The sequence below is a fragment of the Enterocloster sp. genome (assembly GCF_057861365.1).
In genome coordinates this window covers 1-15,634 of the sequence record NZ_DBMACH010000024.1, presented here as the reverse complement: position 1 = coordinate 15,634, position 15,634 = coordinate 1, and the positions used below count along the sequence as shown (strand labels likewise).

The following is a 15,634-nucleotide window of genomic DNA, read 5'->3' as shown; positions in this document are numbered from 1 at the left end:
AACAACCTTGAATTTATCGGCATTTTCAGGGCTTCAAATGGGCGGTCAATTATGGTATAATAGAGACATTAAAATCGGAATTTGAAGCGGAGGTATGTATTATGAATATAGGATTTTGGTCGTGTATAATTTTGGTAATACCATTTCTGATTATAGGTGTGTTATTTGCGATTTTTAAGGAAAAAGCAGCAAAATTTGTTTCAGGATTTAATTCATTTTCTAAAGAAGAACAGGCATTGTATGATAAAGCTCATATCTCTCGTGATATAAGAAATCAGTGCTTTATGTGGGCTATTATAATGTTGGCAGGAGCATTATTATCCTGCTTTTTAACCCCATATATAGCTATACCAACCTATATTATTTGGTTAGTTCTGTTTTTTAGAGAAGTCCACTTTGATAATCATAAAGCGTTTGAAAAATATTTATTAAAGTAAATTCCAGTTTGTCGAAGTAATCCAAATACGGATTGGGCAAAAACGGTTTAGCAGTCACAGGTTCTAACCCTGTGGCTGCCTTTTCTTTTTCATGATACATAAATTTATACTTAAACCAGCGTAATCATCTACACCGATAATATTTCAAATAAATGACCACATATTACTCCAATGGCATATTCGATGATATCCCACAATTTCAATATCATACAGCTTACAGCAAGAACAAACACTGCTATTCCAAAATTTTGCCACTGTTGCAATGACAAAGCAATCACTGCGCACATTATGAAAATTGCATTAACCAGAACCGCTACCAGATAATGTATTTTCGATAAGATACTGACTGTAAAAGATAAAGCAATCAAAATCACCATCACTGGCAATACAATCAATTTTGTAAATATTTTTAACATTTTATGCATCCTCCTCTTTTCTGACTTATTTCCCAGATGCTGATCAAACAGCCAATTATTATTTATCATTTGCGGCGTACTGCGGTAGGTCATGATTTACTTCTGCCTGATAATAACCGCTGATGGTACTCGGTGCATTAAACAGTGCCGCCAGCAGATATTTTTTGATATTATGTATTTTTGAGGTATTCTTTCTCATACAGTCCATCGCATATTCTACGTGGAACATATTCAGTTTCAAAAATTTACTTCTGACCAGTTCCGCCGGATATTCGCTAGATGCAACAATGATAGACTTATTCTTACAAAGAACAGTTTCCAGAATCAGATCAAAGATACCTATCAGCAGTTCCCTGTCATAAGGGTACCGCTCTAAGAGAATGTCCAGTTCAATATTCTCTTTGATTATTTCCGTGTATGCTTCCATATCGAATCCCATCCCATCATTTCCCGATATGATATGATTAGATTCAGTATTACTTAACTCAGTATTATTTATATTATTCTTATTAGTGTGTAATTTTTTCACTTCTGGATGTGTAATTTCTTCACTTCTGGACATGACATTTTTACACTTCAAGACATGTAAATTCTTCACTTCTGAAATTGCTGATTTTTCTCCAGAAATGTAATTATTACACTTCTGAGCATCCTGGATCATAAACTGTTTCAGATAGATCATGGTTGGTTTTCCCTGTCCCTGGCGCTTCTTTTCAATGAGTCCAATTCCAGATTCTATATCCAGTTCTTTCATTATGGAAATGGCTTTTTTATTACTACATCCCATAGCATCCATGATATCCTCCAGCGAATAATATATGTAGGCACGTCCTTCTGTGTCAAACCACTGATTTTTCATGGATAATGACATACGATCCAGCATAAGACCATATAACACTTTTGCCTCCACGGATATCTTCTTGAAATATTCTTCAGTAAATAGCAATTTTGGTATTCTATAAAACGAATATTGATCCGCTTCCCTTCCATAAAAATAAGAGAGCTTTATTCTATCTTCCATTTATCTTTCCTCCTGTTCCAGAAGTGCTATTTTTACACTTCTGGAATCCTGTTCTCTTTATTGAATTGCTTTCTGTGCTTCACTCCACTGTTCCAATAATTGTATAATCACGGTTTCCCTATCCTTTGCTGAATAGTGAGATGGAAAATATTTATCCAGCTTCTTTTCTGAAAATGATACCTTAGCTTCTGTGTTCTTCTTTGGAAGTGCATCGTTCATTATTGAAATTACACTCATCTGGTTTGCATTAGATATATTGGGATAATTTTTTAAAGCAGTTATCTGAACTGTTTTGATAAATCCATTATCTTTGATATATTCAAAAACCCACTTTTGTATCTGTTCTTCTAAATAAGATAAATCTACTGCTGATACAAATTGTATTTTTTTCTGATCTACCATATCAAGAATCTCTGGTATCAAATAGGTCAGTCTAATATAATTTCTCACCTGCCTTCCTTTCAATCCAACAGTTTCTCCAATTTCATCAGAGGACCACTTCTGGAAATCATTGCCAGAAGTTAAATCTGATCTACTGCCTTGTCTCCTCATTGCATCCATCTTCATCTTCAAGCTAAATGCTCTCTCGCTTGGAAGAATTTCTTCCCTCTGAATATTGGCATCCACCATTTTTATAATGGCTTCATCATCGGACATTTCCTTTACAATAGCAGGTATCTTTTGAAGTCCAGCAATTCCAGCCGCATGTAATCTGCGATGGCCGGAAATCATTTCATAATCACCATTCTGATCAGGTCTTACAATCACTGGATTCAGAATGCCATTTTCCCGGATACTGTCTACCAGCAAATCCATTCTTTCATCATCCAGAACCTTAAATGGATGATTTGGAAACTCATGGATTCTTGCAATTTCTATTTCCTGAGTACCTGAAATCTCCGGTACTCCCAATAATTCATCTACGGACTGTAATTTAATTTTTCCAGCAACTCTGTTTGTCATCATCTATCCTCCTTCAAAACTTCTTCGGTTAAGCTCTTGTATGCACATGCTACTTTTCCTTTTGGATCATAGGAATAGATACTTTTTCCTTCCACACTGACTTCCGCAGCTCTGACTGACATCGGAATTTCAGAACCAAATACCTTGATGGATGCAGAATATGTATCGTACACCATCAGTGAAATATCCCTTGCATAATTTGTCCTGTAATCTACCATTGTCAACAAAATTCCCTCTACCTTGAGCTTTGGATTCAGCTGTTTTTTCACCCTGCCAATAGTCTTGATCAGCTGTTGTAACCCTTTGACTGGAAGATAAGCCGCCTGTACCGGAATCAGCACTGAATCTGCACATGCTAATGCGTTGATTGTCATCATTCCCAGCGACGGCATACAGTCTATAAGGATGAAATCATAAAACTCTCGCAGCTTATCAACCAGTGATCTGAGAATCAGTTCCCTGCTCATAGCATTTACCAAAGATACCTCGATAGCTGATAATTCAATGTTGGCTGGGATCAGATCCACACCCTCTCCGTGATGCAGGATTGTTTTTTCCATATTCAGTTTTTCATCATTCACAACATTCAGCATCAATGTAGCCAGTGAATACTCCATCTCATCCGGTTCCTCATATCCTAAGCTGATAGTAAGGCTGCCCTGTGGATCAGCATCGATCAGCAACACCTTTTTCCCTTCCTGTGCCAGCCCTATTCCAAGATTCACACATGATACCGTTTTACCAACTCCACCTTTTTGATTAGATACTGCAATTACTCTACACATATGTTTTTCCTCCCGTTATTCAAATGTCATATTGATTTTTAATAGTGTCAGTATTTCTCTTTTCATCTGTTCAGCAGTGTAATAGGATGGGAAATACCTGTATAACTGCTCATTTTTAAAAACCACCCGGTCAATGTCTTTCTGCTTGATCTCACTTAAAAGCTCCTCTATCTTTTCCTTACTAAAGACCCCGTTTTCCTGTAATTTTTTGATTCTGATTGCCTGGGACAGATTAGGAGTTCCCAATGTACTTTCCATTGCATCCAGTACAGTCTTCTGATTTTTTTCAGTTAATGATGCCAGTTCCACAGCTATCGTAAATCCCATTATTTCGTCATCCACTTTTTCAAGCAGCTCTGGAATCAGTTTGGTAAGTTTTAAATATCTCTGTACCTGCTTGGGACTGTCCCCACATTCTTCGCTTATGACCTCCACACTCTTTTTTCCGGTCAGATAGTCAACCTGGCTACATTTTCTTCTGCCGGCCTTTCTCTTGAGCACATCATATTTCATCTTATAAGCAAATGCTTTTTCGCTCGGTGAGATCCGCTCCCTCTGTAAATTGGCATCTACCATTGAAATAATGGCATCCTCTTCAAGCATGTATCTAATAATGACCGGAACCTTCGTATATTTCAGTTGCTGTGCTGCATACTTCCTTCTGTGACCTGAAATGATTTCATAAAATCCTTCCGGCCTCGGTCTCACAATCAGAGGATTAAGAATCCCATATTTCTTGATGGATTCCTGTAACTCTTTCATCTGACTGTCTGCCTGTACCTTGAATGGATGATTTTTAAAGTCCCTGAGCCGTTCAATCTCTATCTCAACGACTTTCTCATCTGGATCTCTTTGATCTTCTTTTCGTACTTCCATGTAATCCTCCTTTTCTTCTGGACGAAAAAATGCCCAAACTAGACTTGTTACATCTAATCTGAGCATCTATCTTTCTCAGGTCTGAATCGTACAGACAAGAAAACCAAATTTGCATCCATTGACAACCCTTTTTCTTCCCTACACCATATGCCACACATCCGGGTGGAAAATCATAATTTTCAAATGGGTGGCAAAATCTTATTTTGGGTGGATGAAATCCTTCTGTTTTTTCAATTCCGGGTGGAAATTTCCACCCAAGATACAAAAAAAGCAGCAATGACTTTTTCAATCATTACTGCTTAAAATGAGCGTCTCCTATAGGAATCGAACCTACAATAGAGTCTTAGGAGGACCCCGTTATATCCATTTAACTAAGGAGACAAATGCCGTATTTCCGGGCTTTTTCGACCCTTTGGCTCCGGCTGCCATCATTTATAACTCTAACACTTTCGTGATGAATTATCTCTTTCCTATCTCTTCTGATTTTTCAGATTTCGCTTCCTTAAGTGACCCTCAAACGCTACCCTTTTTCTTCAAAAGGGTTCCGCCATGGTTCTACCTTAGGAGGCGAACCCTCTATCCTACTGAGGTACATGGACGTATATAAAATTTTCAGTGTTGGGCGATTGCTCCAACAAGCCCTTAGGAAGCGGTCGCTCTATCCAACTGAGCTACGGAAACAACTCCACTCATCTCTCAGCCTCAAAGCCAAAAGACAAGACAGGCTGCATTTTCTCTCACAGCCTGTTTTATATCATACATGATTTCCATCCAAAAATCAAGTATCAATTCCCATCCATTCCCTTCCGGTAAGTCCGCACCAGCAGCGGAACCTCTGCGATCAGCATTCCGATCCAGCCTGCCATATAGGCCAGAGGAAGGGCCTCAATTCCCATTCCCATCAGGAATACCAGCGGCAGTGCTGCCAGTACCCGCACACCCATATTGATAAAGCTGCTGATGAGGGTAATCTTCAAATCGCCAATCCCTCTGAAATAGCCCTGGATACCGTTAGTAGCTGCGGGAAGCAGATACATGGCTGCGATCAGATGGAGATAGCTTACTCCATGGCGGATGACCTCCTCATCCTTTACAAAGAGCAGCATCAAGGGCCGTGCAAAGAGAAAGCAGACGGCAAACACAGCCACGCCGTAAATCAGCTCCAGCTTCATTCCGCAGCGGAAGCCTTCCCTCATACGTTCCTTCTTTCTTGCGCCTTTATTCTGGGCCATAAGAGCGGTCATAGCGTGGGCGATATTCTGCTCCGGCGTATAGGCGAAATCATCGATCCGGTTTACGACTGCAAAAGCAGCTGCCACCGATACGCCCATGGTATTTACAATAGCCTGTATTCCCAGCTTTCCCAGCTGAACGGTAGCCTGCTGCATGGCGGAAGCCCATCCATAGGAAATCGTGCGCTTCAGCAGCTTCCGGTCAAACACCAGCCATTTTTTCCCCAGCCGCAGCATTGGTACCTTCTTTTGTATATAAATCATACAAAACAGGCAGCAAAGAGCCTCGCTGATTACAGTGGCAATGGCGCAGCCGTTGCTTCCGGCCCTTAATACGACTACAAAAAACAGATCGCCGAAAATGTTTAATACTGCACTGATAATCAAAAAATAAAGGGGCGTATTGCTGTCCCCCAGAGCCCTTAAAGTACTGGAAAAAAAGTTATATAAAAAGGTAAACATCAGACCCCAGAAAATGATCCGCAGATACTCCTTTGTCATCTGCATGATCGACGGATCAACCTGCATGAGCATGAGGATCGGTTCTGCAAATATAACACAGATCAGGGTCAGAATGATGGAAAATACCATTCCCGATATCATGGTTGTACTGATCTGCCGGTGAAGCGTATCATAATCCCTGGCTCCGTACTGCGTTCCCATAAGGATGGCTGCTCCCATGCACAGTCCGTTGAGAAAAAGGATCATCAGAGTGGTAATGGGATTGCAGATTCCCACAGCCGCCAGTGCCTCTTTTCCAACAAAATGGCCCACGATGATACTGTCCACCGCATTGTATGTCAGCTGGAATAAATTCCCCAGCACAAGCGGAACTGTGAACTGCACCAGCATGGGCATTATTTTTCCGGTCGTCATATCCTTTGTCATACTGTGTTCTCCCTTGTCATTCTCTTTCATACTATAAAATGTAAACACTTACAATATTAGTGCATTTCAGGAGAATGTCAAGAAAAAACTCCTTCTCGTCTCTGCATTTTGCACCGCCTCCGGCGTATCCTGAAGTCCGGTGCGCAGCTTTATTCCACCTTCATCATCCGATACCCCACTCCGATATGGGTCTGGATATACTGGGGGGAATCGGGCTCGCTCTCCAGCTTTTTACGCAGAGTTGCCATAAATACCCGCAGGGAGGCGATATCATTATCCCAGCTGCTTCCCCATACCTTCTGCGTGATATAAGTATGGGTCAGGACCTTTCCCACGTTCTGGGCCATGAGGCAGAGCAGCTTGTACTCGATCGGCGTTAAGTGCATTTCCTTCTCTCCCAGATAAGCGCAGCCTGCTCCATAGTCGATCCGCAGCCTTCCGTTTGTAAATACGGATTCTCTTCCCGCCCCGTCGCCGTTCATAACTGCCAGACGCCTCTGGGTGACGCGCAGTCTGGCAAGAAGCTCCTCAACGGAAAAGGGCTTCGTCAGATAATCATCTGCCCCCGCATCCAGAGCGTCGATCTTATCCGTATCCTCGCTTCTGGCACTGATCACAATAATGGGAACATTCGACCAGCTGCGTACCCTTTTGATAACCTCCATGCCGTCCATATCAGGCAGTCCCAGATCCAGCAGGATAATATCGGGATTCTGGGAAGCGGTTGCCAGAACTCCCGCTTCTCCGTTTGCTGCTGTCTGGAACCGGTAATCGTTTGCTTTTAATGTGGTAGTGATCAAATTGCGCACCGGAGCGTCATCCTCGACCACTAAAATTAATGGTTTATTCATGCAGTGTTACCTCCTCTGCAGGCAGTGTAAATGTAAATACAGCCCCCTGGGGCTTATTGTCTGATACCCATATTTCTCCCCCGTGCGCCCGGATAATGGATCTGCACAGTCCCAGCCCCAGTCCCAGGCTCCTGCGTCCGTCCGCCGCCCGGTTTGTTCCTGTATAAAACATATCAAATACTTTTGATTTCTGTTCATCCGGTATTCCAGGACCTGTATCGCTGACCGACACCACCACCATACCGTCCTTTTTTCCTGTATGGATCCGGATTTGGGCTCCCTCAGGCGTATATTTTACAGCATTGTCCACCAGATTGATCACTACCTGGACAATCAGCCTGGCATCCATCTTTCCCAAAATAAACTCCTCATCACTGCTTACCTCGATCTTCCGTCCGTCCCGGTTCCGATCCGTATGGCGCATCGCCTCGGCAATGACCTCATCCATAAGCTCTGCAGACATCCGAAGATCCATCCGTCCGTCCTCAATCCGTGTGACAGACAGCAGATTTTCCACCAGCTTGATCAGCCACATGGAATCATCATAAATGTCCCCATAGATCTGCATCCGCGTCTCTTGGCTGAATTCATTTTCATTGGAAAGCAGGTTGCTGGCATTTCCGGAAATAGAGGTAAGAGGAGTGCGCAGATCATGGGAAATGGACCGAAGAAGGTCAGCCCGAAGCTGCTCCTTTTCAATCTGCATGGCCGCCTGGGCGGACTCCCTGGCATATTCCTTCATCCGGGAGGCCAGAGAACCGGTAATAAGGGCTACCAGAAACATGATGCCAAAGGTCACCGGATAGCTGGGGTCATAGGCCCGCAGGGTAAAACGCGGGACTGTAAACAAAAAATTAAAGGCCAGTACGCTGATCACAGAGGCCAGAAAACTGTACATCCAGCTGCTTGTAATAATAGATATAATCAGCACACCCAGGATGTACACGGCGATAATATTCGCCTCCGGGATCTTAAGCCCTGAAAAAAGGAGTCCCACCAGCGTAGCCGCGATCAGAATTCCCGCAGCCCGTCCCCCATCTCTTATAATGCTGTGTGTTCTACGGGAAAATGGTTTCATATCTTAAAACATTTCTGGATATCACGGCTCTCACCCAGAACCAGCATGGTCGCATCATCGGTAAGCATGGTATCTGGCCGGATCGCCATATCCAGCTTTCCATCCCGCTTCAGAGCCATGATATTGATATTGAACTTCTTTCGTATGTCTACCTGTCCGATGGTCTTTCCCACCCAGTTCTGAGGCATTTCAATCTCAAAAATAGCGTGAGTGTCACTGAGCTGCACATAGTCAAATATATGCTCTGAGCTGTAGCGGATAGCTGTCCAGTTTGCCACCTGCTTTTCTGGGTAGACGATCTCATCTGCACCATTCCGCAGCAGGAACCGGGCGTGTACATCTCTGGAAGCACGGGAAACCACCATCTTGGCCCCCAGATCCTTTAAATAAGCCGTTGTCTCCAGAGAGCTCTGGAAGTCGCTGGCAATGGCGACAATGCACACATCAAAATTGCTTACGCCAAGTGTTTCCAAAAACTCCATATTGGTGCTGTCTCCGATCTGGGCATTGGTTACATATGACATAACCGCCTCCACGCGGTCCTCCTGCTTATCTACCGCCATAACCTGATGATCCAGCTCGTATAATTTTTCTGCCACATGACGGCCGAAACGGCCCAGTCCAATAAGTAAAATTGATTTCATAAGTCATTTCCCTTTCTTTTATCCCACAGTAATCTTTTCCTGGGGCAACCTTGAAACATGAGGCTTCACTCCGGAAATAGCCGCATAGACCAGTGTCAGTCCTCCTACTCTTCCGCAATACATTAAAAGAATCAGTATGATCCGTGATGTCGTTCCCAGCTCCGGCGTAATGCCAAGGGTCAATCCTACCGTAGCAATGGCAGAGGCTGTTTCGTAAATACAGGTTAAGATAGGAAGGCCTTCCAGATAACTGATAGCAAGCGCGCCTCCGATACAGAGTGTGATATACATCATCATTACAACCGCCGCATAACGCACGGTTTCCTCTGAAATACGCCGCCCGTAGCACTGCGTATCCTCCTTGCGGTAAAATACTGCCCAGCCGGACAGCAAAAGCACTGCCAGAGTAGTCGTTTTCATACCGCCTGCCGTAGACCCCGGCGAACCTCCTATGAGCATCAAAATCGCTGTAAGAAGCTGTCCCGGCTCGCTCATGGCTGTCAGATCCACCGTGTTAAATCCCGCAGTCCTGGGCGTTACAGACTGGAATAAAGAAGCCCAGATACGCGCGCCCCGTCCCTGCCACTCAGGCCCGTTAAATTCAAGAAAATAAAAAATCACTGCCGGGATCAGGATCAAAAGAGCCGTTGTGGTGAGAATCACCTTGCTCTGCATCCTGTATTTTCTCCAGCACCGCCGGTTGGCCCATATATCCTCCCATGTGAGAAAGCCCAGACCGCCCACTACAATCAGCATCATAATGGCAAAATTGATGACCGGATGGCCCACATAATGGGTCAGAGAGGAAAAGGGTTCTCTTACGCCCATAAGGTCAAAACCTGCGTTGCAGAATGCGGAAATCGAGTGGAATACTGCATACCAGATTCCCTTAACAAAGCCGAAATCCTTAATAAACTGCGGCGCCATCAAGACAGCGCCCGTCAGCTCAACGATAAACGTACCTTTGAGGATAAAGCCCGTAAAACGGACGATCCCTCCTACCTTGGGTGCAGAAATAGCATCCTGCATGGTACTTCGTTCCCTCAGGCCGATTTTTTTTCCAGACACCATAGCCACGGCCACAGCCACAGTCACTACGCCCATACCGCCGACCTGAATCAGCGAAATGATCACAAACTGGCCAAATTCCGTCCAGTAGGTCGCAGTATCATGTACGATCAGCCCTGTAACACATACGGCAGATGTAGAGGTAAACAGCGCGTCTAAAAAGGGCGCTCCCCCTGGTCCTTTGGTTGATATGGGAAGCATGAGGAGCAGTGCTCCCATAAAGATCACTACCATAAAACCGAAAATAATGATCTGAGCGGACGTCATATGTTTTTTTCTGCCCTGAACATTCATCATAATATCCCTCCGGTTAACGGACACCATAAAAACCGTCTCTTTATACGGTCTTTATATTGTCTCTGTAATTGCTAATTATGCCACATCCTTCAAAAAGATTGTGTTAAAAGTAAAAACGCTGGTATAAAGATTGTATAAAGACGGCATAAAGGCCCCATTAGGAAACTGCCTAAAAATCTCCGCTCTTATCCATATCGGGAAGTTCCATCGCCGTCTTATCGGTAGGAGCGCAGCCGAACATCTTCCGATAGGCTCTGAAAAAGCTGGAATAATCTCCAAAGCCGGCTCTGGATGCAGCCTCAGCCGCCGGAGTCCCCATTGCCAGTTCTTTTCTTGCAATAGTCATGCGCTTATAAAGAATATAGCGGGCTACCGTAGTTCCTGTTGCCTGGCGGAATATGGAAGTCAGATGATTTCGGCTCATAAAAAACTGCTCTGCCAGCCCCTCTACCGTCAGCGTATCCCTCAGATGGCTGTTAATATACCGGATTATCTCCTGGGCCTGTCCCTCTGCTCCATGAACGCGTCCCGCACTTCGGACGTATATTGCAGAAATACCCGCCAAAAGCGACAGGATCCGTGTGCGAATTGCAATATTCTGCAGCTCCTTCCCGTAAGTACCGCACTCTTCGATTGCATGAAAATACCATTCAATGGGGAACTGCTCTTCAAGACAGCCCCATCCCGTTCCAAAGGGCTTTAACAGAAGCTCCCGCTCCTTTCCATTTAAAAGATCCTCTGTAAAATGAACCCGGATCCGGTCATATTCATTTCCATCCAGCACTCTCAGACCATGAAAACAGCCAGGTGCGATCACTAAAAGGCTTCCCGGACGGGGACAATAGGACCGCCCTTCCAGCAGATACTCCACATTCCCGGTTATCATATAATAAATCTCATAGCTGTTATGGCAGTGCATCTTATACTCCATGTCCGCCTCATCACTGCGGGTATGGGCATAGATCACCTGCTCTGTCTTAAAACTGACCTCCTGGTACACCTCATTTCCTCCTGACTTTTTCTGTCCGTCCCTTCCTTCGGCCGCACATTTTTCGTTATCTATCAGTTTATCAGAGTTTGTGCATTTTGCAATATTTCTTTTTCATTTCACAATGGAAATCCTTACCCCAATATACTATAATCCTAACTGTAAACAAAACCGAAAGGGTCCTCCCCCTTTCACACATTTTATCCCCCCCTTTATACACATAGAAAAGACCAGGTATCCCCAGTACCTGGTCTTTTGCTGTTTAAGCAGTTTTATAATTTGTAATCCACCGGATGGCCCGCCTGGGTCATATCCACCAGACTTAAATAACGATCCAGTTCTTCTTCCGGCAGCAGTCCCTCCTCAAGTACGATCTGGCGCACCGGAATCCCGGTTCGATTGCATTTTTTTGCAATTTCGGCCGATTTTTTATATCCCAGAGCCGGACAAAGGGCTGTAGCCAAAGCCGCACTGGACTCTACCAGAGCACGGCAGCGCTCTCTGTTCGCCGTAATACCGAGAATACAGTTATCGATCAGCGTCTCCACCGCCCCTCTTAAGGTATCGATCGACTCAAAAATCTTATAGAAAATCACCGGCTCAAAAGCATTTAATTCCAGCTGTCCTGCCTCTGCAGCCATAGTAACGGTTACGTCATTTCCGATCACATTGTAGGCAACCTGGGAAACCACCTCCGGGATAACCGGATTGATCTTTCCCGGCATAATGGAAGAGCCGTTCTGCTTCGGGGGCAGATTGATCTCTCCCAGTCCTGCTTTGGGGCCGCTGGAGAGCAGACGCAGATCATTGCAGATCTTAGACAGATTTACCGCACAGACTCTGAGAGCCGCAGAGGTATGTACAAAGCCGTCCAGATTCTGGGTGGCGTCAAACAGATCCTCTGCCTGGATGCAGTCTGTGCCACAGACGAGGTTTACATTTCGGATAATGTGAAATAAGTACACCGGGTTTACATTGATCGCCGTTCCCACCGCAGTAGCTCCGATATTCAACACCTTAATCTCTGAATCCAGGGAGCGTATCCGCCGGATATCTCTCTCGATCACTGCCGCATAGGCTTCAAAGGACTGCCCCAGGCGGATCGGCACCGCATCCTGAAGCTGGGTCCGTCCCATCTTTACCACATCGTCAAATTCAATGGATTTGTCCCTCAGAGCCTTGTGCAGCCGTTCCAGCTGTTCCAAAAGGCCCGGAAGCAGCGCCAGGATCGTAAGCTTTCCTGCACTGGGGATCACATCATTGGTAGACTGGGCCATATTTACATGGTCATTGGGATGAACAATCGTATAATCCCCCTTTTCACCGCCCAGGATCTCAATCGCCCGGTTGGCTATGACCTCGTTAGCATTCATATTGGCCGAGGTGCCTGCGCCTCCCTGAATGGCGTCTACAATAAACTGAGAATGGAGCTTTCCCTCTATGATCTCATCACAGGCCTTTACAATGGCATTTCCAATCTTCTCGTCCAGTATATGGGCCGTCATATTGGTATAAGCCGCGGCCTTTTTTATTCTCACCAGATTTTTTATAAATTCCGGATGCAGCGGCCGTCCTGTAATGTGAAAATTCTTCTTCGCGCGTAATGTCTGTACTCCATAATACGCCTTCATGGGCACCTCCATTGTGCCTATGGAATCCGCTTCTTTTCTGGTTATCATAATATATTCCCTCCTGTTTTGCAGGTAGTGTCAAAAACCACCTTTACTCCGGCTCCTATCTGGAGCATATCACTTTTTTACAAAATTCTGCAGTTTCATTGCTTTTTCCAGATTTCCCTCAACTCTCAATTTTCCTGTGGTAAAGGCAAAAATCGGATCAAGTTTTCCACTGGCCAGCTTAAAAAGCGTATCTGCAGTACAGGTAAACACTGCGTCCCTGTCATAATATTCATAGGGTTCCACACAGAGAGTACCCTCTTTTACTTCTGCGTAAAATGCTCCTTCCCCTTCTCCTGTGACATTAAACTGGAATGCCACATGCTCCTTTTCCCCGCTTACATCTGCCTCCATAAAAATACTTTTAATCTGTGTAAATACTTCCTCGTACGTCATACCTGTATCTCCTTTTCCTGTTTTTTACACTTCTTTAGTATACCATGATTTCCCTTTATTTTCCAGACAGCCGAAAATCGGATATGTTATACTCTCCGCACAAAACGGAAGGCATTTTCTGTTTCTGAAGCACAAAACTAACTCTTCCTCTTAATTTATTATTGACGGCGGGAAATAGAATAGACGCGGCAAATTCCTTTTCTTCCGTTCATTCCCAAAGGGAGCCTTATGAAACCGGGACATACTAAGATCAGCGCCCGGTTTCCGGCGCCGGGGTTTTCAGGCAGGTTTTAGGATCTTGAAAGCCCCGATCCACATGTTCAGAAAGAGAGGTACTATTTAAATGAACCTGTATCGAGACGAAACCGCTCCTTACGCTGCTGTCTGCGGATACGAAAGAAATTCCCCGTTTCCCGGCGAAAAGCTGACGCTTGCAATCGCTGCAGTTCCTACCCAGCCCTGGGAAACGCCCCTTTCTCCGGCTGTGGGACTGAAGCAGGGGAGTATCTTTCCGAGCCTCGTGCTCCCGTTTTTTAAGGAAGGAGGAAACGCTCATGTCTGACCGTAAAGCCATGTTAAAGGAACTTCAGGAAATCAGCTTTACTGCCGATGATCTAAACCTATACCTTGATACCCATCCTCTGGATATGCCTGCACTTGAAGCCTTTATGCAGGCAAATACCAGACGGAAAAACCTTCTCGAACAATTTGCCAGGGAATTTGAACCCCTTACCAGAGACTGTGTCTGCCCTGATACAAACAATCAGTCCGGCTTCTGTACCGACTACCCCGGACAGAAACATTTTACCTGGACCGACGGGCCTCTGCCCTGGGATCGTGAAGGAGGTGTTCTCTGATGTGGATCTATGAAAAGCGTCTCCAGTATCCTGTCAATATAAAAAAGACCTGTCCCAAAACCGCATCTCTGATCATCAGTCAGTTTGGCGGTCCGGACGGTGAATTAGCTGCTTCCATGCGTTATCTTTCCCAACGCTACACCATGCCATGCAGAGAAGCAGCGGGACTTTTAACGGATATCGGCACAGAAGAACTGGCTCATCTGGAAATCATCTGCGCTATGGTATTTCAGCTTACCAAAGACCTGACGGCAGAACAGGCAAAGACAGCCGGATTTGATGCTTATTATATTGATCATGCCACCGGACTGTGGCCTGCGGCTGCCGCAGGCATTCCCTACAATACCTGTGAATTCCAGTCTAAGGGAGACGCCATCACAGACCTTCATGAAAACCTGGCTGCAGAACAGAAAGCCCGGAGCACCTACGAAAACCTTATCCGCATTATTGATGATCCGGATGTACTGGATCCACTTCGATTTCTGCGTGCCAGGGAAATCGTCCATTTCCAGCGGTTCGGTGAAGCTCTGGAAAAGATAAAGGACAGCCTGGACAGCAAAAACTTCTATTTCTTCAACCCTGAATTTGATAAACAGTTTACAGCAGAGGCAAAATAAGTCTAAAACAGCCGGCAGGAGCCTGAATCCGGATGCTCCTGCCGACTGCTTTTAATTTTATTCTATTTATTTTTCTTCACAAAGCTTTGCAGCTTCATGGCTTTTTCCAGATTTCCTTCAACCCTCAGTTTTCCTGTGGTAAAAGCAAAGATTAGGTCCAGCTTTCCGCCTGCCAGCTTAAAAAGCGTCTCTGCGCTGCAGGTAAAAATGGCATCTCTGTCATAGTATTCGTAGGGCTCTACATAAAGTACGCCTTCCTTTACCTCAGCATAAAAAGCGCCTTCTCCTTCACCTGCAATATTAAACTGGAATGCCAGATGCTCCTTTTCCCCGCTTACATCTGCCTCCATAAAAATTTTCTTTACCTGTGAAAATACTTCTTCGTATGTCATACCCATTTCTACCTCTTGGTTTTCATTTTATTTTTATATCAGGTATTAATATAACCTAAATTATTCACGGAACAGTATCTGAATTGATAACAGTACCATGAATCTGAAAATTGATCCATGCAGCCATAACATCACTCAATTAACCCGTCAAA

General features: G+C 44.7%; 18 protein-coding genes and 1 tRNA gene. 4 read left to right on the top strand and 15 right to left on the bottom strand.

The window, feature by feature from the left end; all coding sequences use genetic code 11:
• Positions 1 to 101: 101 nt before the first annotated feature.
• Positions 102 to 437, top strand: a complete 336-nt coding sequence (locus ACZM6M_RS16610) for a DUF3784 domain-containing protein (RefSeq protein ID WP_021982867.1) — start codon at positions 102 to 104, stop codon at positions 435 to 437.
• Between the two features lie 128 nt (positions 438 to 565).
• Here ACZM6M_RS16610 and ACZM6M_RS16605 read toward each other — a convergent pair whose 3' ends face one another.
• The 14 genes from ACZM6M_RS16605 to ACZM6M_RS16540 all read right to left on the bottom strand — a co-directional run bounded on the left by ACZM6M_RS16605 (position 566) and on the right by ACZM6M_RS16540 (position 13,616).
• Entirely contained in the window at positions 566 to 853 is a 288-nt protein-coding gene (locus ACZM6M_RS16605) for a hypothetical protein (protein ID WP_317439900.1), read from the bottom strand.
• 58 nt (positions 854 to 911) lie between these two features.
• Positions 912 to 1,874, bottom strand: coding sequence for a DUF6017 domain-containing protein (locus tag ACZM6M_RS16600; protein WP_317439899.1), 963 nt, complete (start codon positions 1,872 to 1,874; stop codon positions 912 to 914).
• Positions 1,875 to 1,931: 57 nt separating this feature from the next.
• Complete coding sequence (locus tag ACZM6M_RS16595; RefSeq protein WP_489490607.1) at positions 1,932 to 2,837, bottom strand: ParB/RepB/Spo0J family partition protein; 906 nt, start codon at positions 2,835 to 2,837, stop codon at positions 1,932 to 1,934.
• Positions 2,837 to 3,622: a ParA family protein gene (locus tag ACZM6M_RS16590; protein WP_337434403.1), complete on the bottom strand. Its 786-nt coding sequence runs from the start codon at positions 3,620 to 3,622 to the stop codon at positions 2,837 to 2,839. The genes ACZM6M_RS16595 and ACZM6M_RS16590 overlap by 1 nt, the downstream gene beginning before the upstream one ends.
• A 15-nt stretch (positions 3,623 to 3,637) precedes the next feature.
• Complete coding sequence (locus ACZM6M_RS16585) at positions 3,638 to 4,498, bottom strand: ParB/RepB/Spo0J family partition protein (RefSeq protein ID WP_337434402.1); 861 nt, start codon at positions 4,496 to 4,498, stop codon at positions 3,638 to 3,640.
• 309 nt (positions 4,499 to 4,807) lie between these two features.
• Positions 4,808 to 4,879 (bottom strand) — tRNA-Arg (locus tag ACZM6M_RS16580).
• A 404-nt stretch (positions 4,880 to 5,283) separates the two neighbouring features.
• Positions 5,284 to 6,618 carry an MATE family efflux transporter gene (locus tag ACZM6M_RS16575; RefSeq protein WP_337434401.1) on the bottom strand — a complete coding sequence of 445 codons (1,335 nt, stop codon included), beginning with the start codon at positions 6,616 to 6,618 and terminating at the stop codon, positions 5,284 to 5,286.
• A 149-nt stretch (positions 6,619 to 6,767) separates the two neighbouring features.
• Positions 6,768 to 7,469: a response regulator gene (locus tag ACZM6M_RS16570; protein WP_066543392.1), complete on the bottom strand. Its 702-nt coding sequence runs from the start codon at positions 7,467 to 7,469 to the stop codon at positions 6,768 to 6,770.
• Complete coding sequence (locus ACZM6M_RS16565) at positions 7,462 to 8,547, bottom strand: sensor histidine kinase (RefSeq protein ID WP_337434400.1); 1,086 nt, start codon at positions 8,545 to 8,547, stop codon at positions 7,462 to 7,464. The genes ACZM6M_RS16570 and ACZM6M_RS16565 overlap by 8 nt, the downstream gene beginning before the upstream one ends.
• On the bottom strand, positions 8,544 to 9,191 hold the full coding sequence (locus tag ACZM6M_RS16560; protein WP_337434399.1) for a potassium channel family protein: 648 nt from the start codon (positions 9,189 to 9,191) through the stop codon (positions 8,544 to 8,546). Before ACZM6M_RS16560 ends, ACZM6M_RS16565 begins: the two co-directional genes overlap by 4 nt.
• An 18-nt stretch (positions 9,192 to 9,209) precedes the next feature.
• Complete coding sequence (locus ACZM6M_RS16555) at positions 9,210 to 10,553, bottom strand: TrkH family potassium uptake protein (RefSeq protein WP_417301905.1); 1,344 nt, start codon at positions 10,551 to 10,553, stop codon at positions 9,210 to 9,212.
• A gap of 172 nt (positions 10,554 to 10,725) precedes the next feature.
• Positions 10,726 to 11,556 (bottom strand): helix-turn-helix transcriptional regulator, encoded by an 831-nt coding sequence (locus tag ACZM6M_RS16550; protein ID WP_296034815.1) that lies wholly within the window; start codon positions 11,554 to 11,556, stop codon positions 10,726 to 10,728.
• A 260-nt stretch (positions 11,557 to 11,816) separates the two neighbouring features.
• Positions 11,817 to 13,223, bottom strand: a complete 1,407-nt coding sequence (locus tag ACZM6M_RS16545) for an aspartate ammonia-lyase (protein WP_489490580.1) — start codon at positions 13,221 to 13,223, stop codon at positions 11,817 to 11,819.
• Positions 13,224 to 13,292: 69 nt separating this feature from the next.
• Positions 13,293 to 13,616 carry an SCP2 sterol-binding domain-containing protein gene (locus tag ACZM6M_RS16540; protein ID WP_296034818.1) on the bottom strand — a complete coding sequence of 108 codons (324 nt, stop codon included), beginning with the start codon at positions 13,614 to 13,616 and terminating at the stop codon, positions 13,293 to 13,295.
• Between the two features lie 343 nt (positions 13,617 to 13,959).
• Between ACZM6M_RS16540 and ACZM6M_RS16535 the strand changes: the two genes are divergently transcribed.
• From ACZM6M_RS16535 to ACZM6M_RS16525, 3 genes are read left to right on the top strand one after another with little or no spacing between them, the layout of a single operon-like run.
• Positions 13,960 to 14,178, top strand: coding sequence for a spore coat associated protein CotJA (locus tag ACZM6M_RS16535; RefSeq protein ID WP_066543406.1), 219 nt, complete (start codon positions 13,960 to 13,962; stop codon positions 14,176 to 14,178).
• Entirely contained in the window at positions 14,171 to 14,473 is a 303-nt protein-coding gene (locus ACZM6M_RS16530; RefSeq protein ID WP_066543408.1) for a spore coat protein CotJB, read from the top strand. Before ACZM6M_RS16535 ends, ACZM6M_RS16530 begins: the two co-directional genes overlap by 8 nt.
• Positions 14,473 to 15,090, top strand: coding sequence for a manganese catalase family protein (locus ACZM6M_RS16525; RefSeq protein ID WP_417301879.1), 618 nt, complete (start codon positions 14,473 to 14,475; stop codon positions 15,088 to 15,090). The genes ACZM6M_RS16530 and ACZM6M_RS16525 overlap by 1 nt, the downstream gene beginning before the upstream one ends.
• Positions 15,091 to 15,152: 62 nt before the next feature.
• On the opposite strand, the gene ACZM6M_RS16520 is transcribed toward ACZM6M_RS16525, so the two are convergent.
• Positions 15,153 to 15,482, bottom strand: a complete 330-nt coding sequence (locus ACZM6M_RS16520; RefSeq protein WP_337434394.1) for an SCP2 sterol-binding domain-containing protein — start codon at positions 15,480 to 15,482, stop codon at positions 15,153 to 15,155.
• Positions 15,483 to 15,634: the final 152 nt, after the last annotated feature.

What these genes read in the sequence shown, in the direction of transcription:
- ACZM6M_RS16585 (WP_337434402.1), bottom strand. Translation starts at nt 4,498, where the DNA reads ATGGAAGTACGAAAAGAAGATCAAAGAGATCCAGATGAGAAAGTCGTT.
- ACZM6M_RS16575 (WP_337434401.1), bottom strand. Translation starts at nt 6,618, where the DNA reads ATGACAAAGGATATGACGACCGGAAAAATAATGCCCATGCTGGTGCAG.
- ACZM6M_RS16555 (WP_417301905.1), bottom strand. Translation starts at nt 10,553, where the DNA reads ATGAATGTTCAGGGCAGAAAAAAACATATGACGTCCGCTCAGATCATT.
- ACZM6M_RS16525 (WP_417301879.1), top strand. Translation starts at nt 14,473, where the DNA reads ATGTGGATCTATGAAAAGCGTCTCCAGTATCCTGTCAATATAAAAAAG.
- ACZM6M_RS16570 (WP_066543392.1), bottom strand. Translation starts at nt 7,469, where the DNA reads ATGAATAAACCATTAATTTTAGTGGTCGAGGATGACGCTCCGGTGCGC.
- ACZM6M_RS16610 (WP_021982867.1), top strand. Translation starts at nt 102, where the DNA reads ATGAATATAGGATTTTGGTCGTGTATAATTTTGGTAATACCATTTCTG.
- ACZM6M_RS16560 (WP_337434399.1), bottom strand. Translation starts at nt 9,191, where the DNA reads ATGAAATCAATTTTACTTATTGGACTGGGCCGTTTCGGCCGTCATGTG.
- ACZM6M_RS16530 (WP_066543408.1), top strand. Translation starts at nt 14,171, where the DNA reads ATGTCTGACCGTAAAGCCATGTTAAAGGAACTTCAGGAAATCAGCTTT.
- ACZM6M_RS16520 (WP_337434394.1), bottom strand. Translation starts at nt 15,482, where the DNA reads ATGACATACGAAGAAGTATTTTCACAGGTAAAGAAAATTTTTATGGAG.
- ACZM6M_RS16590 (WP_337434403.1), bottom strand. Translation starts at nt 3,622, where the DNA reads ATGTGTAGAGTAATTGCAGTATCTAATCAAAAAGGTGGAGTTGGTAAA.
- ACZM6M_RS16600 (WP_317439899.1), bottom strand. Translation starts at nt 1,874, where the DNA reads ATGGAAGATAGAATAAAGCTCTCTTATTTTTATGGAAGGGAAGCGGAT.
- ACZM6M_RS16595 (WP_489490607.1), bottom strand. Translation starts at nt 2,837, where the DNA reads ATGACAAACAGAGTTGCTGGAAAAATTAAATTACAGTCCGTAGATGAA.
- ACZM6M_RS16605 (WP_317439900.1), bottom strand. Translation starts at nt 853, where the DNA reads ATGTTAAAAATATTTACAAAATTGATTGTATTGCCAGTGATGGTGATT.
- ACZM6M_RS16565 (WP_337434400.1), bottom strand. Translation starts at nt 8,547, where the DNA reads ATGAAACCATTTTCCCGTAGAACACACAGCATTATAAGAGATGGGGGA.
- ACZM6M_RS16540 (WP_296034818.1), bottom strand. Translation starts at nt 13,616, where the DNA reads ATGACGTACGAGGAAGTATTTACACAGATTAAAAGTATTTTTATGGAG.
- ACZM6M_RS16545 (WP_489490580.1), bottom strand. Translation starts at nt 13,223, where the DNA reads ATGATAACCAGAAAAGAAGCGGATTCCATAGGCACAATGGAGGTGCCC.
- ACZM6M_RS16535 (WP_066543406.1), top strand. Translation starts at nt 13,960, where the DNA reads ATGAACCTGTATCGAGACGAAACCGCTCCTTACGCTGCTGTCTGCGGA.